Source organism: Desulfatitalea tepidiphila, assembly GCF_001293685.1.
Lineage (GTDB): Bacteria > Desulfobacterota > Desulfobacteria > Desulfobacterales > Desulfosarcinaceae > Desulfatitalea > Desulfatitalea tepidiphila.
The window spans coordinates 15,354-35,570 of the sequence record NZ_BCAG01000007.1; the positions used below are offsets into that span (position 1 = coordinate 15,354).

General features: G+C 60.6%; 20 protein-coding genes. 14 read left to right on the forward strand and 6 right to left on the reverse strand.

What is annotated here, in order from left to right; genetic code table 11:
* Positions 1–26: 26 nt before the first annotated feature.
* Genes DFT_RS23920 through DFT_RS23940 form a run of 5 tightly spaced genes read right to left on the reverse strand, consistent with a single transcriptional unit; the run spans position 27 to position 3,799 of the window.
* Positions 27–269: a hypothetical protein gene (locus tag DFT_RS23920; protein WP_054034167.1), complete on the reverse strand. Its 243-nt coding sequence runs from the start codon at positions 267–269 to the stop codon at positions 27–29.
* 2 nt (positions 270–271) lie between these two features.
* The gene (locus tag DFT_RS23925; RefSeq protein ID WP_054034169.1) at positions 272–937 is read right to left on the reverse strand and encodes an ABC transporter ATP-binding protein; all 666 of its coding nucleotides are present in this window, start codon (positions 935–937) and stop codon (positions 272–274) included.
* 2 nt (positions 938–939) lie between these two features.
* On the reverse strand, positions 940–2,100 hold the full coding sequence (locus DFT_RS23930; protein ID WP_054034171.1) for an ABC transporter permease: 1,161 nt from the start codon (positions 2,098–2,100) through the stop codon (positions 940–942).
* Complete coding sequence (locus DFT_RS23935; RefSeq protein ID WP_054034173.1) at positions 2,097–3,149, reverse strand: class 1 isoprenoid biosynthesis enzyme; 1,053 nt, start codon at positions 3,147–3,149, stop codon at positions 2,097–2,099. The genes DFT_RS23930 and DFT_RS23935 overlap by 4 nt, the downstream gene beginning before the upstream one ends.
* Positions 3,146–3,799: a class I SAM-dependent methyltransferase gene (locus DFT_RS23940; RefSeq protein WP_054034175.1), complete on the reverse strand. Its 654-nt coding sequence runs from the start codon at positions 3,797–3,799 to the stop codon at positions 3,146–3,148. The genes DFT_RS23935 and DFT_RS23940 overlap by 4 nt, the downstream gene beginning before the upstream one ends.
* A 374-nt stretch (positions 3,800–4,173) precedes the next feature.
* On the opposite strand from DFT_RS23940, the gene DFT_RS23945 reads away from it, so the two are divergent.
* Genes DFT_RS23945 through DFT_RS23960 form a run of 4 tightly spaced genes read left to right on the forward strand, consistent with a single transcriptional unit; the run spans position 4,174 to position 7,012 of the window.
* A complete protein-coding gene (locus DFT_RS23945; protein WP_054034177.1) occupies positions 4,174–5,826 on the forward strand; it encodes an acyl-CoA synthetase in 1,653 nt (550 codons plus the stop codon).
* Between the two features lie 8 nt (positions 5,827–5,834).
* Entirely contained in the window at positions 5,835–6,428 is a 594-nt protein-coding gene (locus tag DFT_RS23950) for an NUDIX hydrolase (protein WP_054034179.1), read from the forward strand.
* A 15-nt stretch (positions 6,429–6,443) separates the two neighbouring features.
* A complete protein-coding gene (locus DFT_RS23955) occupies positions 6,444–6,812 on the forward strand; it encodes a desulfoferrodoxin family protein (protein WP_054034181.1) in 369 nt (122 codons plus the stop codon).
* A gap of 17 nt (positions 6,813–6,829) precedes the next feature.
* Positions 6,830–7,012 carry a hypothetical protein gene (locus DFT_RS23960; protein ID WP_054034183.1) on the forward strand — a complete coding sequence of 61 codons (183 nt, stop codon included), beginning with the start codon at positions 6,830–6,832 and terminating at the stop codon, positions 7,010–7,012.
* Between the two features lie 19 nt (positions 7,013–7,031).
* On the opposite strand, the gene DFT_RS23965 is transcribed toward DFT_RS23960, so the two are convergent.
* The gene (locus tag DFT_RS23965) at positions 7,032–8,642 is read right to left on the reverse strand and encodes a peptide chain release factor 3 (protein WP_054034185.1); all 1,611 of its coding nucleotides are present in this window, start codon (positions 8,640–8,642) and stop codon (positions 7,032–7,034) included.
* Between the two features lie 258 nt (positions 8,643–8,900).
* On the opposite strand from DFT_RS23965, the gene rarD reads away from it, so the two are divergent.
* The 10 genes from rarD (at position 8,901) to DFT_RS24015 (ending at position 20,214) form a co-directional block, all read left to right on the forward strand.
* Positions 8,901–9,854 (forward strand): EamA family transporter RarD, encoded by a 954-nt coding sequence (gene rarD / locus DFT_RS23970; RefSeq protein WP_152972138.1) that lies wholly within the window; start codon positions 8,901–8,903, stop codon positions 9,852–9,854.
* 268 nt (positions 9,855–10,122) lie between these two features.
* On the forward strand, positions 10,123–10,476 hold the full coding sequence (locus DFT_RS23975; RefSeq protein ID WP_054034187.1) for a YebG family protein: 354 nt from the start codon (positions 10,123–10,125) through the stop codon (positions 10,474–10,476).
* Between the two features lie 13 nt (positions 10,477–10,489).
* Positions 10,490–10,684: a YebG family protein gene (locus DFT_RS23980; protein WP_054034189.1), complete on the forward strand. Its 195-nt coding sequence runs from the start codon at positions 10,490–10,492 to the stop codon at positions 10,682–10,684.
* Between the two features lie 115 nt (positions 10,685–10,799).
* Entirely contained in the window at positions 10,800–13,064 is a 2,265-nt protein-coding gene (locus tag DFT_RS23985) for a PAS domain S-box protein (RefSeq protein ID WP_161807244.1), read from the forward strand.
* A 33-nt stretch (positions 13,065–13,097) separates the two neighbouring features.
* The gene (locus DFT_RS23990) at positions 13,098–13,964 is read left to right on the forward strand and encodes a MaoC/PaaZ C-terminal domain-containing protein (RefSeq protein WP_054034191.1); all 867 of its coding nucleotides are present in this window, start codon (positions 13,098–13,100) and stop codon (positions 13,962–13,964) included.
* Positions 13,965–13,982: 18 nt separating this feature from the next.
* The gene (locus tag DFT_RS23995; protein WP_076750876.1) at positions 13,983–15,689 is read left to right on the forward strand and encodes a class I adenylate-forming enzyme family protein; all 1,707 of its coding nucleotides are present in this window, start codon (positions 13,983–13,985) and stop codon (positions 15,687–15,689) included.
* A 241-nt stretch (positions 15,690–15,930) separates the two neighbouring features.
* The gene (locus DFT_RS24000; RefSeq protein ID WP_200907137.1) at positions 15,931–17,052 is read left to right on the forward strand and encodes a glycoside hydrolase family 5 protein; all 1,122 of its coding nucleotides are present in this window, start codon (positions 15,931–15,933) and stop codon (positions 17,050–17,052) included.
* Positions 17,053–17,100: 48 nt separating this feature from the next.
* Positions 17,101–18,513: an ABC transporter substrate-binding protein gene (locus DFT_RS24005; RefSeq protein WP_054034195.1), complete on the forward strand. Its 1,413-nt coding sequence runs from the start codon at positions 17,101–17,103 to the stop codon at positions 18,511–18,513.
* 2 nt (positions 18,514–18,515) lie between these two features.
* Positions 18,516–19,403 (forward strand): carbohydrate ABC transporter permease, encoded by an 888-nt coding sequence (locus DFT_RS24010; protein ID WP_054034197.1) that lies wholly within the window; start codon positions 18,516–18,518, stop codon positions 19,401–19,403.
* Between the two features lies 1 nt (position 19,404).
* Positions 19,405–20,214 (forward strand): carbohydrate ABC transporter permease, encoded by an 810-nt coding sequence (locus tag DFT_RS24015; protein WP_054034199.1) that lies wholly within the window; start codon positions 19,405–19,407, stop codon positions 20,212–20,214.
* Positions 20,215–20,217 lie beyond the last annotated feature (3 nt).

A 20,217-nucleotide genomic window follows, 5' to 3' on the forward strand; every position in this document is an offset into this window, starting at 1 on the left:
TAATGAATAGCATTCAGTTAGAATCGCTACGGATCGTCGTGGCACTTCAGACAGCCCGTAAATTGCGGATGGCTGGTGGCCGGCCCGGAGGGGTCGCGTCCCGGATGGTGGCATTCGAGGCACTCCGCGTCGGTTTTGAAGCCGGCATGGATCTGGGGATATTGCCGGATGGAGGGGCCATGCATCCCGAGGTAATAGCGGTAGGCACAACCCGAAACGAGCAGGATCAGAACGATCCCGGTCAGCGCGAACCAAGGTCTGGGTTTCAAGATCAGGATTCCTTTCGTCCGTCTTTTAACAGCAGTTGGTGGTCGGCCGTTCGGATCACCTCCGGGTCATGACTCGCCACCAGCAGCGTACAACGCCCCTGCCGGCTGAGCGACACCATCAGATGGATCAATTGTGCGCCGGTGGCCGAATCGAGACTGGCCGTCGGTTCGTCGGCCAGGAGAATCGCAGGCGCATGAGCGATGGCGCGGGCAAAGGCCACCCGCTGGGTTTCTCCGCCGGAAAGCTCCCAGGGCAAGGCCGCGCCATGGTCTGGCAGCCCGATGGCCTCGAGCAGTTCCCGGACCCGCTTTCTCCGATCTTCGGCGCCGATGCCGTTGAGTGCCAGCGGCAACGCGAGATTCTCGCTTACCGTCAGGTAGGATAGCAGATTGCCCTGCTGAAAGACAAAACCCACCTGCTCTCTTTGAAATCGCGCCAGCGCCTTGCGCGACAAACGATGAATGTCGACGCCGCCGCAGCGGATCGCGCCGCTGTCCGGCGTCTCCAAACCACCGATGCAATTGAGCAGGGTCGTTTTTCCGGACCCCGATTTTCCGGCAACAACAAAGTTTTCCCCTTTAGCCACCTTGAAAGAGAGCCCCTCGAGGGCGGTGATCTTTCCGCGGCCTGAAATAAATGATTTGTACAGCGCTTTCACCTCGATCATGGTCAAATACTCCGCAGAATTTCAGCGGCTTTTTCGCGCACGACGTACAGGGCCGGCCAGACGGCGGCCAGCAATCCGAAAAGCAGGGCGAGCGCCGGCGGCAGCCATAAAGAGAAGGGGGTCAGACGCGGGAAGATCACCCCGGAGACGGCAAAATACTGGTTGTGCGACGTCAACGCGGTCAGATCGAGACCGGTCCGCGCCAGGGCGCCCACGGCCAGAACGCCGGCACCGGTTCCGGTTGCGGATGCCGCCAACGTCAGCAGGGTCACCTCGGCAATGATGAGCAGGGCCGATTCCGATGGCAGCATCCCCATGGCCTTCAGGATGCCGTGCTCCCGGATGTTTTTGAGGATAAAGATGATGAAGGCACAGGAAATTCCCAGGGCGACCACGGCGAAGACCAGTACCATCACGATGCTCATGGAGACGAAATTCAACTCGACCAGCTGTTTCAGATCGGGCATGAAGTCCGTCCAGGCCGTAAAGCGCGAAGCATACGTCAGCCGACGGTATTCGGCCAGGACGGTCTGCGGATCGGTCCCTTCTTCGATGAACACGGCGGCTGAAAAGTTGTTTTCGGCGGCCGGCAACGCATTTTGAGCGGCAAAGGCGATGCCGTAATCGAGACTTGAGATGCCGGTTCGATAGATGCCGCAAACGCTCAGCGCCACCCGCTGAGGGCCGGACGGGATCTCGACCTCGACCGTTTGGCCCACGGAAACGTGCAGCATATCGGCAACGGCTCCGCTCAGGAACAGGTCGGGCAGCCCATCGTGAAGATAGCGACCGCTCACGGTCTTTTTCCAAAGCGCCGTGGCCGCCTTCTCTTCGGACGGCCGAACCCCGCAAAGCAGGACGCTTTCCACCCGCTCCTGGTAGCGGAGCCGCACCGGCCTCAGGGTGCGCAACAGCACCTGCCGAACCCCTCGGAGCTGAAGTTCGGCCGGGTCGACATCCGGCGGAAGATTGTCCGCGACGATATGTCCCGAAAACAAACCGACCGAGTTACGGATCATGGCGTCGTTGGTCCCCACCGCCAGGGACGAGAGAAACACCAGGGCGGCCACTGCCATGACCACCATCAGCCCCAGAACAATGGTCGACCGCCGGGAGCGCCACACGTATAGAACGGCCATTTTCAGGATGAAGCCGATCTTCAAGCGCGACCTCGCTCGCCGGGTGTAAGCAGACGGTCCGCGCCGATGCGGGCCGAGATGAAAGCCGCCGCAGGATCGACGAACCCACGGTGCGCGGCGTGGAGCAATCGTCCCAATCCATCTTTCAGATAGCCCATGGCCGTTTCGTTGGCCTCCCAAAAGATGTGGGAAAAAACCCTGGAAAGCTCTTCCCGGCCACCGGACCCCGCCAAATCGGCCAGCATGCGCTGCTTGGCCGGCGTCTCGCCCCACTCAATCAGGGAGGCCACGAAGTTGTGGCGGCGGGTGTGCACATCGCGCCCCAGATCAACCATGTCATCGAGGATCTGGCATCCGATGCCGATGCGATAGAGGGCTTCGTTGACCGATGCCGCATCTTCGGGCAAGGGCGACTCGATGACCCCGGGTACGGCCCATGGACATTGAAACAACAGACCGGTCTTGTAATGATGCACAGTGGAGAGCACCTCCTGCGGCGGCAGCCGCTGGCCATGAACGCCGCCCTCCTCGGAAGCCTCCTGGGCGCCGCTGCGGGTCAAGGCTTGCAGCGAGTTTCGAAGCGCTTTCTTCACCGCCCGGGCCGAAACTTCGGTACGCTCCAGACGCGACAGCAACAATTCGAAAAGCACTCGTTCCGACACCATGATATCCAGCACCGATCTGAAACGCGCGGCGCCGGGCGGCAGGTCGGTCTCCAGGGTGGGCTTGTACTCATCGTCCAGCAGATTGTCGCAGCCGGTGACCATGCCGCGCAGGCACTGGTTGACGGCCGCATAGAAAATCCGGCGTTCGGGAACGATCCCGCAACGAAAGTAAGAATAGAGAAAAAGGGCCGAAAAGAAATTGCGCTCAAGCGAAAAGGCCTCCGGCGTGGGGTGCGCCAGTCGAATGCCGCTGTCCTCCAGGATCTGCGCGGCGCTTTGCCAATAGAGCTTCAGGCCCGCGGTCAGCTCCTGCTGAAGCGCGCAAAACGGGTTCTGCTCTGTGCCGGCGGCCGGGTCCGGGCTGCAGCAGAATCCGGCGGTCATCGAAATGGCATCCTGTGGCTTCATGGCTTTTCACTATAGAAAACGGCGATATAGCCGAAATAGTAGCCCACAATCCGCGGTTCCCGGAAACCGGCCGATTGGATCAGATCCGGCAAAACGCCGCGCGTGTTCTCGGCAATCTGGGGCTGCAGAAAAAACCAGCGGGATACTTTCGATACCAGCGCCCCCATCCAGGTGGTAGGCAGATGCATGTCGGCGATGATCAACCGACCGCCCGGCTTGAGCACCCGAAAAGCCTCGTTGAGGGCGCTGGCCTTGAGGTCCAGGGGAACGTGGTGAAAGAAGAGGCTGGATACGACCGCGTCAAAGGATCGGTCCTCAAAGCCGAGGGATTCAGCGGCCATGGCTTCGAAGCGGCAGCCGGCCCCGGCCCGCTTTTTGCGGGCCACCGCGATCATTTTGCCCGCGGCGTCGATGCCGACAGCCAGACCACCGGCCTTTGGATCGAGAAGGTCTGCGATCTGCGCGCACAAAACGCCGGTTCCGCATCCCAGATCGAGCACCTGCTCACCCGGCGCAGGGTCGAGCAGGCGGATGATGTGCTGGTCGTATTCAGCCTGTTTGCCAAGCAGAAAAAGCGGCTCCAGGAGGTCGTAAACAGCGGCGGCATGATCCAGGGTGCGTCCTCGAGTGGGTATCGATGGGATTTTCATACCTCGTTTCCTTTGCTGCACTTGCCGCCGAGGATCGGCGATGGAACCAGTATAGGTAGAGAGTGGCACTTTTGCAACTGCCGCCTCCGGATCTTTTTAATTCTTGAATTTCTTGGGGCATCTACGCTACCTTGACCTCTGGACACGGCTGCCGCGAATCTTGGATAGTGTCCATCCACAAATGTCCAATTTGCGCGACATCGGCGTTGCACGGAAAATTTAATCCTCGGAATATCAACTATATGCCTGCGGTTAAATTTTTCGTGCGCCTTGATCTCGACCCAATTTGCCTGTTTGTGGACGGACAATAGATAAGCGCAACATCTCGTCGTTCGACACCCTTTCCCATCAACCGCCAAAAGGGAGGAAACCGCATGGCCATTGCACCCCGCTCCATGACCGATGAGGAAAAAGCCCGCTTCAACACGCTCAACAAAGAGAACCTGGCATTTCTCATGGATCGCTACAACCGGGTCAACCGGTGGGTGATCGCAGACATGATCCGACGCACGGCCTATCACTATCCCGACAAGACGGCCCTCGTCTTCGGCGATCACCGTCTGACCTACGCGGAGCTGGAAGCGGCCGCCAACCGCACGGCCAACGCATTGGCCGGCCTTGGCGTGGCCAAGTACGACCGGGTGGCCATTCTGGCCCACAACACCCTCCACCACGTGCTGACCTGGCTGGGATGCTGCAAGATCGGCGCGGTCTACCTGGCCATCAACTATCTGCTGCGCGGGCCGGATGTGAGCTTCTGCATCAATCACTCGGAAAGCAAGGTCTTCATCGTCGAAGACGCCCTCTATCCCATCGTGGAGAAGGTGCTCGGCGAGATGCCGAAGGTCCAGACCCTGATCTGGTCCGATCAAGGCGCCGGGCAGCCGCCGGTGGACGACCGTTTCCTGGTCTTCGACGTCTGGATGAAGGATGCCGACGCCAGCGAACCGGACGTGATTCTGCATATCGAAGACCCCTGCCAGATGACCTACACCAGCGGCACCGAATCCCTGCCCAAGGGGGTGATCATCAGCAACCAGGCCCTCATGGCCCAGTACATGGGGGCCATCGTGGATGGCGGCTACGAAAGCACGGACATTAACGTAAACGCCCTGCCCATATATCATTGCGCCCAGCGGGACGTGTTCATGAACCCTGTCTTCTGGGTGGGCGGCACCAACATCCTCATGGCCCCGGACATCGGCGCGATCCTCAAGACCATTGACCAGTATCGCGCCAACATGTTCTTCGCCCCGCCCACGGTGTGGATCGGCATCCTGCGCCATCCGGATTTCGACCGCTACGATCTCTCCTGCCTGACCAAGTGCTATTACGGCGCATCGATCATGCCGGTGGAGGTGCTCAAGGAGCTCATGGCACGCCTGCCCGGATGCAAAGTCTACAACTACTACGGCCAGACCGAACTGGCCCCCTACCACACTATCCTCAAGGCTCAGGACGCTCTCACCAAACTGGGATCGGCCGGCATGGGCGGGTTGAACATGGAGACCCGCCTGGAAGATGAAAATTTCGAACCGATCACGACCCCCGGCGTGCCCGGCGAAATCTGCGGCAAGGGGCCGCACGCCATGATCATGTATTTCAAGGAGCCCGAGAAGACCGAAGCGGCCATGCGCGGCGGCTGGTTCCATTCCGGCGACATCGGTATCCTGGACCCGGACCGCTACATCACGGTGGTGGACCGCAAGAAGGACATGATCAAGACCGGCGGCGAGAATGTCTCCACGCGTGAAGTGGAGGAGGCCATCTACCTGGACAAGCGGGTGGAAGAAGTGGCCGTCATCGGCACCCCCCATCCCAAATGGGTGGAGGCGGTCACGGCCGTCGTGGTACCACGCAAGGGCGAAACCATCACCGTAGATGAGATCATCGCCTTGTGCAAGAAGGAGCTGGCCGGGTTCAAGGTGCCCAAATCGGTTGTGTTCGTCGATGCGCTGCCCAAGACGCCCACGGGCAAGATCCTCAAACGCGAAATGCGCAAGACCTACAGCGACCTCAGCCGGTAGAGAGCATTATGAAGATCATCGATGCGGCCGTCGTGGCCCAAAGCAAATTCGTCACGCTCTTCGAAGTGGCTTACACGGACAAGAAGGGCAACGCCCGGCACTGGCACCTGGTCAGCCGGGACGCCCAGCCCAAATGCGTCACCGGCGCCCAGTCGCGGCCCGATGCGGCCATCATCGTGCCCTATCATCGGCGGGAGAACAAACTGGTTGTGATCAAGGAGTATCGCGTCCCCATCGGCGACTACCAGTATGGCTTTCCGGCCGGTCTCCTCGATCCCGGCGAGGCGCTGGCCGTAACGGCCGGCCGCGAGCTGAAAGAGGAAACCGGGCTGGATCTGGTGCAAATCTACCGCCACAGCCCGGCCATCTTCTCCTCGGCAGGCATCACGGACGAATCCATCGCCATGGTCTTTGCCGAGGTGGAGGGCAGCCCCAGCCTCCATCACAACGGGGATTCGGAGGATATCGAAGTCTTTTTGATGGACCGGCAGGAGGTGCGCGATCTGCTCCAGCGCAGCGACCTCTTTTTCGGCGCGCGCGCCTGGCTGGCCATGGATGCCTTTGCCCGCATGGGTGAAGCTTATTTCAACAATATTGTTTAGAAGGAGGCGTATTCAATGAGAAAACAGGTCGTCGTAATTTTAATCGTGTCGCTGGTGCTTTTTTCCGTCAATGCCTTCGCCAACAAGACCTCGGTCACCATCGAGGGGCCGGAGAGCGCGGCGAAAGGGTCCGAAGTCACGATCAAGATCAACGTGAGGCACGACGGCAACAATTTCTTCCACTACACCAACCAGGTCTATGTCAAAGCCAACGGCAAGGAGATCGCCCGATGGGATTTTTCGGCGACCAGCCGGCCCGAAAACGAAGTTTTTACCAAAGAAGTGAAACTCACCCTCACCGAACCGACCGAGATCGTGGCCGAGGGCGTCTGCAACATTCACGGCAGTGAAGGACCGGCCGTTTTGAAAATCCGCGTCGAATAGCCCGCAAAGGAGACGCCATGACCATCGGCGGTGTATCCATCATTCTCATTCTGGGCATCTGCAACCTGCTGCTGATCCTCTTCCAACTGCTGTCGGGGCTGCGTGTGATCAAGGTCAAATTCGGCGTTCACAAGAAAACTGGTATTGCCCTGGTGGTGTTCGCCACGGTCCACGGCCTGCTGGGGTTCTTTGCCAGCTGAACGGGATGCGCGCAACAGGTTATTCGATCTCCCGGGTTTTCTGGAAAACCACCTCGGGCCACTGTTCGGCCACATGGTTGAGCCACCACAGGCTGGCCGCCAGGTAGACCAGGTGCCCTTCGGCGTCCATGGCCAGATTGCCCTGGTTGGCCTTCTCGAAGGCGGCCAGGCGCTGCCGGTCGCTGCAATGCACCCAACGGGCCGTGGCGTAATCCACGTTTTCGTATACGGCATCGACGCCGTACTCGTCCCTGAGGCGCGCCATGGTCACATCGAACTGCAACAGACCCACGGCGCCGAGGATATATTCACTGCCCAGCACCGGCCGAAACAGCTGCACGGCGCCCTCCTCGGCCAGCTGCACCAACCCCTTGTGGAGTTGTTTGGCCTTGAGGGGCGACTTCAGGCGCACCCGCCGGAAGTGGTCCGGGGCGAAGTTGGGAATGCCGATGAACTTGAGCGGCTCTTTTTCCGAAAAGGTGTCGCCGATCTTGATGGTGCCGTGGTTGTGAATGCCGATGATGTCCCCTGGCCAGGCCTCTTCGGCCAAGGTGCGATCCTGGGCCATGAAGATGATCGGATTGGCCACGACGATCTCCTTGCCCAGACGGTGGTGGCGCAGCCGCATGCCGCGCTGGAAGCGGCCCGAGCAGACGCGCAGGAAGGCGATGCGGTCGCGGTGGGCCGGGTCCATGTTGGCCTGGATTTTGAAGACGAATCCGGAAAAGGCCGCCTCCCCGGGATCCACGATGCGCGTAGCGGTCCCCCGCGGCTGGGGCGGCGGGGCAATTTCCACGAAGGCGTCGAGCATCTCGCCCACCCCGAAGTTGTTGACCGCGCTGCCGAAAAAGACCGGGGTCTGGCTGCCCTTCAGGTAGTCGTCCAGGTCGAAGGGGTTGGCCGCCCCCTCCAGGAGGGCCACATCCTCGCGCAGTTCGTCGGCCTGGCTGCCCAGCAACTCGTCGAGTCGGGGATCGGCCAGGTCGTCGATGGTGAATACCGCATCGGTCAGGCGCTCCTGCCCGGGCGTAAAGAGCTTCAGGGTCTTGCGATAGAGATTGTAGGTGCCCTTGAAGCGTTTGCCCATGCCAATGGGCCAGGAGAGCGGCGCGCACTCGATCTGCAGATTGTCTTCGATATCGGCCAGGATATCCAGAGGCGCCATGCCCTCGCGGTCGAGCTTGTTGATAAAAGTGAGAATCGGCGTGTTGCGCATGCGGCAGACGGCCATCAGCTTGCGTGTCTGGGCTTCGACCCCTTTGACACTGTCGATCACCATCACCGCACTGTCCACGGCCGTGAGCACGCGGTAGGTGTCCTCGGAAAAATCGTCGTGGCCCGGCGTATCGAGCAGGTTGATGTCGTACCCGTTATAGTGGAATTTCATCACCGAGCTGGTCACCGAAATGCCGCGTTCGCGTTCGATGGCCATCCAGTCGCTGGTGGCGTGGCGGGCGGCATGGCGCGCCTTGACCGCGCCCGCCATCTGGATGGCGCCGCCGAACAGCAGGAGCTTTTCCGTCAGGGTGGTTTTGCCGGCATCCGGATGGCTGATGATACCGAAGGTGCGGCGTCGCTCGATTTCATCCGGCAGCCAACCGGGTTTTGTTAAGGCTTGTGTCGTTGCCATAGGTGTTTTTCGTCTCGAAAGTTGTTACTGGAATCTCGTCGACACGCTGCGCCGAGCACGCGGCGGGTGTGCCGATCAAATTGTCTATAGGATATTCAGAGGATCGACCGCATCGGATAAACTTGGGGGGAATACCCGATACATGGTCATGAAACCATTTGGATGCCGCCGATCAAGGCGGCGCCGGGCAGGCTTTATTCTGATAGACAGTCATGGCGGCGACTTTTAATCTCTTTCCCAACAGAATGTCAACCCCGAATGAGCAAACGCATCATTTCAAACGCATTGGCGCCATCTGCTCGCAAGCGCGGCATGGATCGTGCGGTGCCGGGAGCGGCCGCCGGCATCGCGGCATTCGGCATATGGGCTCTCTTTCCGATTTATTTCAACCAGTTCGGACAGGAGGTGTCACCCTGGGAGATCCTACTGCACCGCATGCTCTGGTCCGGGGTGATCCTGCTCGGGTTCGTCCTGGTGACCGGACGGCGCAGCCGGGTCCTGGAGCTGCTCAGGCGGCGGCCCGGCGCCATGACGGCCCTGGCCGGCAGCGCCCTGGCCATGGCGGCCAACTGGGCCGTATTCATATGGGCCGTGACCCACGGCCAGATCCTGCAGAGCAGCCTGGGTTACTATATCAATCCACTGTTCAACGTCTTTCTGGGCTACTGCTTCCTGGGTGAGCGGCTGCAGCCGCTCCAGCGCCTCTCCGTGGCCATTGCAGCCGGCGGCGTCCTCTTTGCACTGATCGGCTATGGCCGAGTTCCCTGGCTGGCTCTGTTGATGGCCGCCTGTTTCGGCATCTACGGGCTGATCCGCAAACAGGTCGAGGTCGACAGCGTCACCGGCTTGCTGTTGGAAACCCTGCTCATGTTTCCCGTGGCCGCTGGATGGCTGATCGCCATGCACCTGGGCGGCGAAACCGTCTTCCTGCAGACCGGCCTGCGCAAGGATCTTCTGTTGATCGGTACCGGATTCATTACCCTGCTGCCGCTGCTGTTTTTTGCGGTCGCGGCCCGACGGTTACGGCTGGCCACCCTGGGGCTGGTCCAGTACATCGCACCCACCGGCCACTTTCTGATCAGCGTCTACCTCTACGGAGAGCCCTTCACCGCGGCCGACGCCATCACCTTCGGCTGCATCTGGATCGGGCTGGCGCTCTATACCGCCGACATGTGGCGCCATCATCGCCTGATGAGGCGAATAGTGAAATAGCTTCCGTGGATAAAAAAGGGTTCATCAAAGTTGGTGGATTCGCAGGCCGTCGTTGGGGGGCGGCACCGTATACCGTTCAAGATCAAGGCGCGCGGCATTCCGTGTCCTGAGGCTTACTTGTCGTACGCCGCAAGGACCACGGGAGGAGCGCAACTCAGATATTGAACGGTTTACGGCGTCGTCAAGGTTGTATTCAAGCTCCGCTTGGACTACACCGGGACTCGAACGATCGGCACGGCACTTATGACAAAAAGGAGGATTTGAGACAATGGCCGTTATCACCCGATATATCATCGTCCGCCATGGCATCGAACTCGACCAGGTGTTTGAAGATAAAAAACTGGCCGAAGCGTACGACAACATGCTCGATGCCGCCGAGAACCTGGCGGCCTTTATCAAACAGGGCGATCTCGGCGTCGCCATCGATGCCGAGACCATCGATGCGATCGCCATTCACCTGGCCAAGAACGCTCCCGAAGTGAACCGGATTTTAAAAGGCATCAAACCAATCAAACCGGCTGCCGGTGGGACCGCCAAACCTGAACCCCACGCAGCGCCGTCGACCGACGAGGACAAAAAAAGACCCGGCCGAAAACCCGGCCCAAAACCCGGCGAAAAATAAATAGTCGGTGCCCATGCCGTCGATTACCAAACAGGAAGCCGACGCATACGATCAGATGATCGATGCCGCCGCCGAACTCGCCGATCTCATCGAAACGGGCGGGATCGCTGTGGACGAGTACGTCCTGGAAGAACTGACGATATTTATGGCTGAAAATGCTCAAAAAATCAGGCAAATGTTCAAAAAGCTGACCCATCGATTCCCTTGAGCGGGATCGAACCGACCCAAATTGAAGGATTGAAATCCGATAGCCCTTGATGATAGAAACCCGGCATGCATATCCAGATGATTTTTGGCGAAAAAACTCCACCGGAGATGGTGGCATGAGATCGGCGGAACGATACCGACAGCTTGCCGTCAATTATCTCGATCTTATCCAAGCCCTCCCCTATCCCGTCGCCCTGTTCCGCGTGACCGATCGTCGGATGGTGCTGGCGAACAGCCGCTTTTGCAAGGATTTCCAAGTCCCTGAAAACTCAGGAATCACAGACGAAAATGGCGACCGCCGCAATTCGTCCTTAGAACCGGACGACCACCCCCCCCTCCGTATTCGCATGATAGACGAGGGGACGATCCGCCTCGACACCAGTGACGGCCGGCAGGTTTGCATAGACGCCCAGGCCCATCCTTTTCGATACGACGGCGAGGCGTGCTGGCTGGTGACCTCCGTGCCGGTGCCGGCGCAGGAGATGCCTGCAACCCCAACTGCAAAGCAGGAAGAGAACTATCGCGCGCTGGTGGAGAATTTAAACGATATCGTTTACACCACCGATGTCCATGCCGTGGTCACCTATGTCAGCCCCAATATCCAACAAGTGTCGGGATTTGAACCGCGTGAAGTGATCGGCAGAAACTTTATCGAGTTCGTGCATCCCGACGATCTGCCGGGCCGAATGGACCAGTTTTTAAACATTCTGGCCGGCGGCCAACAGGCCACGGAATACCGGATGATCACCAAAACGGGCGACATCAAATGGGCTCGAACCAGCGCCCGTCCCATCGTGCGCAGCGGCGCCGTCGTGGGCGTTCAGGGCATCCTCGTGGATATTACGGACCGCAAGGAGATCGAAAAGGCGCTTCGGCATTCCGAAGAAAAGTACCGGATACTGGTTCAAAACTCGAAAGATGCCATCTTCGTCATCCAGGACGACTATATCAAGTTCATGAACCCCAGCGCGTCGGAGATCCTGGGATATGATTGGGAGCGCATCGCCGAGATCCCGTTCTGGGAATTCATCCACCCGGACGACCGGCCGATGATCGAACATCGTTTGGAACTGCGCCTGCGCGGCGAGGGGCTCCCCGACCGCGCCGCCTTCCGAATCTTGAACAGAGAAGGGGCGGTGAGGGACGTGGACCTGAATTCCGTGCTGATCAACTGGGAAGAAAAACCGGCGGTGCTCAATTTTCTGAGAGATGTCACCGTACAAAAGTTGATGGAGGAGCAACTGCGCAGCGCCCAGAAGATGGAAGCCATCGGCACCCTGTCCGGAGGGATCGCGCACAATTTCAACAACCTGCTCATGGGCATCCACGGCAGCGCATCCCTGTCATTGAAAGAGCTGCCCCCGTCGACAAACGCATCTCGACATCTGGAAAAAATCGTCAGCCTGGTCCAAAGCGGCGCCAAACTGACCCATCAACTGCTGGATTACGCCCGGGGCGGGAAGCCCAAAATGAGCACCGTGAATTTGAATCAACTGGTCAGGGAGGCCGCCGACACCCTCTCGGCCACCAAAAAGCACATCCAGATCCATCAGCATCTGTCTGAAGACATTCCAGCCATAAAAGCGGATCAGGGGCAAATTGAGCAGGTCTTGTTGAATCTGTTGTTGAATGCCGCCGATGCCATGCCCAACGGCGGCCATGTCCATATCCACACCTGCTGCCTCAACGGCTTTGAAATCCAGGGCAAACCCACACTGCCCAAAGACTCGACCTATGTCCGGATACGCGTGTCCGACACCGGCACGGGCATCCCCGAAGAGATTCAAGATCGCATTTTCGAACCTTTTTTTACCACCAAGGGATTGGGGCAGGGCACCGGTTTGGGCCTCTCCACCGTGTATGGCATCGTGAAAAATCATAAAGGAGAAATCCACCTCGAATCCGAAATCGATCGTGGGGCGACGTTTTCCATATACCTGCCGGCTCAACCGCCCACTGCGGCGTGCCCTGTTTCAAAAGACCCGCCGCAACAGGTTATGGGAAGAGGGACCCTATTGCTGGTCGATGATGAGTCGTCGGTTCTTGAACCCAGTGCCGCCTTGCTGGCGCAGATGGGCTACAAGGTCTTGAAGGCGTCCGACGGGTCCACCGCCATCACCCTGTTCGAACAGCACTGGAAAACCATCGACCTGGTCGTGCTGGATCTTGTCATGCCCAATATCAGCGGCCGGGATCTTTACTACCAGTTCAAGGAAATCGATCCACAGGTCAACGTCGTGCTCTCCAGCGGTTTCGGTCCGTCTGACCAAACAGAGGAATTGCTCAGGAACGGGTGTCTCGAACTCCTGCACAAACCCTATGATGTAGCGATGCTTTCCACGACCATGAGAGAGATTCTGGCCCGCGGCGCAACAGCATAGAAGGCTCTTCATATTGAATGGATTCGTAAACAAATGAATGTTGGATCCCATCACGTCGGCAAGCGCTTGAAGAGCTATCAAATGACGGTTTTTCAGCGCGATACGATGAATTTCGCCGCCTGCATCGCGGACGGCAATCCGCTCTATTTTGACGATGAATGCGAGACGGGGGTCGTCGCCCACCCCATGTACAGCGTCGCCGTGACCTGGCCCATTCTGGAAAAAATAGATGCGTATATGGAATGGGAAGCGTTCCCCCGTGAAATTCTGGCGACCCAGGTCCATTACAGCGAGCATCTGGTCCTGCATCGATTGATGGTGCCCGGCGATCGACTGACGATCAAAGGGGATATAGCGGCCATCATCCCCCACCGATCCGGCACGCACATGATCACGCGCCTGGCGGCTTGCGACGCCCACGGCAAGCCCGTCTTTACGGAATATATCGGCGCGTTGATGCGCGGCGTCACCTGTACCGATCCGGGCAGGGGGGCGGACGGGGTCCCGTCGACACCGGCGGCAAAGGCCGCGCCGCCCTTTTCATGGGAAGCGTCCATTCCCGTAGACCCTTTATTGCCCTATCTGTACGACGGCTGCACCCGAATCCATTTTCCGATTCATACCTCCCGACATTTTGCCCGGCAGGTCGGCCTGCCCGGTATCATTCTCCAGGGGACCGCGACACTGGCGCTTTGCGTAAAAGAGATCGTGAATCGGGAAGCGGCGGCCGATCCGCATCGGCTCGCATCGGTTTCATGCCGCTTCACCGGAATGGTTCTGCCGGGTGACACGATCCTCCTGCAGGCAGACCGCGACCGGAATTCCCATGTGTTCTTCCACGTGCTGAACAGCCAGGGCCGGCGTGCGATCAGCCATGGCCACATCCAACTCCATCGATAGGAGGGTCCCGTGAACGCAATGCAGAGGCTTCCGCTGTTGAACGCCTACATCGACTACTGGTCCGAAAACCGGCCGGACCAGGCCGCCATGATCCAGCATGAGGACGGCAAAACGGTCTCGTATAAAAAATTCAGAAGCCTCATCGATTTTTTTGCGCTTCGACTGCTGGACATGGGTATCGGGAAAGGCGACCGGGTGGCCACCCAACTGGTGCTGGTACCCGAACACGTCATGTTGATGTATGCCTGTTTCAAGATCGGTGCGATGATCGCCCCGTTGGACTTGAGGTTGAAAAAGGAGGAGGTTGTCCGCGACATCAACAAAATCGCGCCAAAGGCCTTCTTTTTTCTGGGGAACACGCCGGTCACCGATTTTCGTGACATCGGCCGAGCGGTGAAGGCCGCCTGCCCCGGCGTCGCGCATCTGGTGCAATTCACACCCGACCCGAAACCCGGCGAGATCATCGATGGGGCCATCGGCATCACCGACATGATGAAGAAGGGGCGGCTCGTCCGGCTGAAGCTTGCCGATCTGTTCCTCAAGCGCCTGAAGAGGGCCTACGCGCAAATCGATACCCATACCCCGGCCCTGATCATTTATACCACCGGCACAACGGGCGAGCCCAAACCGGCTATGCTCTGTCACGAAAACATCATCGTTCAAAACCAGATTCTGGAGAGGGGCATCGGCCTGCCCGACACCGGCAACGGTCCGGCGTATGTCACGCTGGTGAATCTTCCCCCCAGCCATGTCGGTTGTGTGACCGAAACGATGATGACGACCTTCTTTAAAGGCGGAACGGCGGTCTTGTTGCGGATATTCGACGTGGAGGCGACCCTGGCCGCGATCCAGAAGCACAAGGTGACCCTGCTGGGGCAGATCCCCACCCAGTTCCGCATGCTCTGGAACCACCCGAACTATGCCGCCTACGATCTTTCCAGCCTGCAGTATGTGGCCTATGCCGGCGCGGCCGGCGACACGCCCTTCCTGACGAGGCTCGCCGCCATGGCGCCCCGCTTCGGAACCGGCATCGGGATGACGGAAAATGCCGGTTTTGCCACCTTCACGCCCCCGGGTATTTCGGTGGAGGAGATGGCCGGACAGGTGGGCCGGGCCTTTCCCGATCTGGCGGAAGTCACCATCCGCCGCCCCATGACCGCGGACGGTCGTGCCGGCGAGGAGATGCCCACCGGTGAAACCGGCGAGATCTGTTACCACCCGCCGATCGTGTTCCAGGGATACTTCAACCAGCCGGAAGAGACCGCCAAGGCGATTTCCAAGGAGGGGATTCTCTACACCGGTGACCTCGGCTATTTCAAGGAGATGGGAAGCTACAAAGCATTGTACCTGTCCGGCCGGCGCAAGTTCGTGATCAAGCAGAAGGGATACAATGTCTTCCCCAACGAGGTGGAAGCGCACATCGCCGGGCTCGAAGGCGTGGACATGGTGGATGTGATCGGCGCCAAGCATGCCGTGTTCGACGAGGGGATCCTCGCCTTCGTGCGCCTGAAGGAAGGGTCGCAGCTGACGGCCGACCAGATCATGGACCATTGCAAATCCATCGCCGCCTACAAGCGCCCGCAGCATATCGAAATCTGGCCCCACGACAAGGCGTTCCCCCTGACGCGCAGCGCCAAGGTCGATAAGCTGAAGTTGGCCGAAATGGCCGATGATATCATCGGCCGCCTGAGACGCGAGGGGAAGTGGGATGAAAAATCGATATGAAGGCGCCCCTTTTTTCCATTACCCAACGGGTCTGACCGGGCCAATTTTCACTGTTGACAACCCTTCACAGAGGGTGTTACGCGCCTGACCGTGACGGGGAAAAGCAGGGTTCCCCCATTCCGGGGCGGCCGGACCCCGACACACCTTCCGCCGTGTATCGCCACCCAAAGCCGGTTGTTGTTCATCGGCAAAACCGCTTTAGGGGTTAACATCGGTCCCGATGAGACTGCGAGAGGCAGCTATGCCCGATCACGTTGCCGTCATGCCAGCCACCCGCCTTCGTGGTGTCAACCTCGGCGGCTGGCTGGTGCTGGAAAAATGGATGACGCCGAGCCTGTTCCAAGGGCTCGCCGCCACGGACGAGACCACCTGGTGCGCGGAACTGGGCCGCGACGCACCGGCAAGGCTTCGCCATCACTGGGAAAACTTCATCACGCGCGACGATTTTGCCTGGCTGGCCGACGTTGGCATCAACGCGGTGCGCATCCCTTTAGGGCACTGGATCTTCGGCCCGCCGTACCCGTATCACCCCAAGTATGGCGCCGATCCCCATCCCTTTGTGGAGGGCGGCATCGACGTGCTGGACCTCGCCATGGGCTGGGCCGAGCAGTTCGGCCTTTGGGTGATCCTGGACCTCCACGCGGCCCCGGGCTGCCAGAACGGCTTCGACAACGGCGGCATCCTGAACGTCTGCGAATGGCACACCCGGGAAGACTACCTGGCCCACTCGGTCGATGTGCTCGGTCGGCTGGCCGAACGTTATGGCGGATCATCGGCCCTTTACGGGATCCAGATGCTCAACGAGCCGCGCTGGGACGTGCCCACGCCGCTGCTCGAGGATTACTACCGGCGCGCCTACGATGCCATCCGGGCGCACTACCCGCCGGAGCGGGGGGCGGTGGTCTTCCACGACGGCTTCCGCACCCACCGCGAATACCTGGGCTTCATGCAGCCGCCCCGGCACGAACACGTCATCTACGACGTGCACCGATACCAATGCTTCCAGCGCGAAGATCTGGATATGGACATCCACGGCCATCTCGATAAGGCGGGCAACTTGTGGCGCCGCGAGGGCGAAGAGATGCAGCGGGAATTGGGCCTGCCGGCCATCGTGGGCGAATGGAGCCTGGGGCTCAATCTCCAGGTGGTGTCGCTCTGGGCCGAAGGGCCGTACAACCACGCCCTCGAGCACCTGGACCCGTTCCAGACGGATGTGGCCTACCGCGCCTACGCCGCCGCGCAGCTGCTGGCTTTCGAGCAGTTCCACGGATGGTTCTTCTGGAGCTATCGCACCGAAACCACGCCCGAGTGGTGTTTCCGCGAGTGCGTGGAACTGGGATGGCTGCCGGCGCACTTCGATTGAGCAGGGCAAACCATGACATCATCAGGCCCGGCGAACCCGGGAGGGGGCATGCAGGCACAGGCGGTCGATACCGCACCGGGGCGCCTCCGGCGTTGGCTGGATGAACTGCCGGTGGGCCTGGCGCCCCTGCTCATCGCCGCCACGGGCCTGATCGCCGGTCTCTATCTGCTTGTTCATCCGGTTCCCGGCCAACGGGCCGACCTGACCATGTGGGTCTTCGGCGCCCTTCATGCCGATGCCTACCAGGCGGCGGCCGGGAGCTTCGCGGCCGATACGGACCGGACGGTGGATGTGCAGCTGATCAACTACAATGCGGTCAACCAGAAGCTCCGCTCGGCCCTCTGGGCCGCGGTGAACGTGCCCGATCTGGTCGAAATCGAGAAGAGCGCGGCCGGCGGCTTTTTCCGCGGGCCGCTGGACAAGGTCGGCTTTCTCGATCTCAAACCCTACCTGGAGCGGGACGCCATCCTCGACCGGGTGCCGGCCCATGCCCTGGCCGCCTACACCGACCGGGGGGCCGTTTTCGGCGTGCCCCACGACATCCACCCGGTCCTGCTGGCCTATCGCGCCGACATCATCGATCCCTACCTGGCCCGGCGCGGCCTGCGCATGGAAGACCTGGCCACCTGGGACGACTACTTCCGCGAACTGCGCGGCCTGCTCGTTCCCGACGAGCGCTACCTGCTGCAGATCGAATATGGCGACGCCTGGGCCTTCCAGATCTTCCTGATGCAGCGCGGCGGCGGCATCTTCGGCCCCGACGGCCGGCTGCGCATGGACGACGACATCGCGGTGGCCACCATGACCTGGATGATTCCCCTGGTCGCCGAATCGGGTGACCGCAAGGTGGCGGAGTCGCTCGGCAACTGGGATCCCTCGTTTTACCGCGGTTTCATCGAAGGGTACTACATCGCCGCGCTCTGTCCGGACTGGCGCTCGTCGCAGATACAGACCTTTGCCAAAGAGCTGCACGGCAAGCTGCGGGTGGCGCCCCTGCCCGCGCCCGTACCGGGCGGCCTGCGCACCAGCCAGATGGGCGGCACCATGCTCGGCATCGCCCGCGCGGCCAAAGACCCCGAGCTGGCCTGGCGGTTCGCCAAGTCGATCTATTACGGCTCGCCCGAACAGCACGGACGGCTGTTCCGCACCACCAACATCCTCACCCCGGACCGCCGGGCCTGGAGCGACCCGGCCTATCACGAACCGCGGCCCTATTGGAGCGGCCAGGCCCTGGGCGAGCAATTCATCGCCGTGGCCGACGAGGTGCCGCCCTTTTACTCCAGCGGATTTCTGCCCTCGGCCCAGGCCAAACTCAACGAGGCCATCGTCTCCTGCTACAGCCGTTACCGCTCCCACGGGGCCGACGGCTTCGAGGCCTACGTCCGTCAACGCCTGACGTCGGCCGCGGACTACGTGCGCCGGCAGATGGCCCGCGAGCCCGATTGGGATGCCGAGGAGTGACCATGCCGCTGCGCACCGCCCGCACCGCGCCCTATCTCTTCCTGGCGCCCTTCGTCCTCAGCTTCCTGATCTTCGGGGCCTATCCCATCGTCCGCAGCGTGATGCTCTCTTTCTACATCACCTCGGGTCCCGAGGCCCAGCATTTCGTCGGCCTGGACAACTACCTGCATCTTCTGCAGGACCCCGATTTCTGGACCGCGGTCCGCAACACCGCCACCTTCGCCCTGGGCAGCGTCCTTCTGCAACTGCCCCTCAGCCTGGGGCTGGCCCTGCTCCTCAACCGCGCCGACATCCGCGGCCGCAATGTCTTCCGCTTCATCTTTTTTTCGCCCAACCTGATGGGTTTGGTCTTCTCGGCCCTGCTGTTCATGCTCATTCTGGCCCCCAGGTTCGGTCTGCTCAACGCCGCCCTGCACGCCCTGTTCGGCCTGCCCTCGACCACCCGCTGGCTCTCCACGCCGGGCCTGGTCATGCCGGCGCTCATCATGGTGGCCCTGTGGCTCTACACCGGCTTCAACATGGTGTATTTCCTGGCCGCCCTGCAAGCGGTGGACGGCGAACTTTACGAGGCCGCCACCATCGACGGGGCCGGCCGCTGGGCCCAGTTCCGGCACGTGACCCTGCCCGGCATCCGGCCGGTGCTGATCTTCGTGGTGGTGCTCTCGACCATCGGATCGTTCCAACTCTTCGAACTCGCCTTTTTACTGCTTGGCAACAGCTCGGGGCCCGACCAGGCCGGCCTGACCATCGTCATGTACCTCTACCAGAACGGGTTTCTGGGCGGGGACCTCGGCTACGCGGCCGCCATCGGCTGGACCCTGGCGCTCATGGTGCTGCTCCTGGCGCTGGTGCAGCTGCGCATCACCGGTACGGGAAAGGAGGCGCGCTGAGATGCGGCGGATGGTGGTATACACGCTCCTGGTGCTCTTCGCCCTGCTGTGCCTGGTGCCCATCGCCTGGCTGGCGGCCTCGGCTTTCAAGGCGAACGCCGACTTCCACGTCTACCCGGTCCTGCCGCCGGTGGATCGCCTGACCCTGGCCAACTTCACCAGCCTCTTCACCCAGATGCCGTTCCTGCGCTTCATGATGAACAGCTTTTTCGTGGCCGGCGCGACGGTCATCCTTCAGCTCTTCTTCTCTTCCCTGGGCGGATTCGCCCTGGCCAAGTACGACTTCGCCGGCAAGAAAACCGTCATGGGGGTCATGCTGGCCACCATGATGATCCCCGGCCCCGTGCTGCTGGCGCCCATGTACGAGCTGATCTACCATATGGGTCTCATCGACAGCCACCTCGGGCTGATCGTGCCGGGCATGGTCAATGTCTTCGGCATGTTCCTCTTCCGCCAATCCATGCTGTCGGTGCCCGACGAGATGCTCCAGGCCGCCCGCATCGACGGCTGCAACGAATTCCAGATCTTCTGGCACGTGGTGATGCCGGTCAGCCGGCCCATCGTGGGCGCCTTCTGCCTGATCGCCTTCATGGGCACATGGAACAGTTTTCTCTGGCCCCAGATCATCCTGCAGAGCAGCGACCGCTTCACCCTGCCCATCGGCCTCAACCAGATGATCGGCGTCTACGAGGCCGACTACGGCGCCATGATGGCCGGCACCCTGCTGGCCGTGCTGCCCGTGGTCGCGCTCTTCTTCCTGCTGCAGAAAGAATTCATCGCCGGACTCACCAAAGGCGCAGTGAAAGGGTAATCC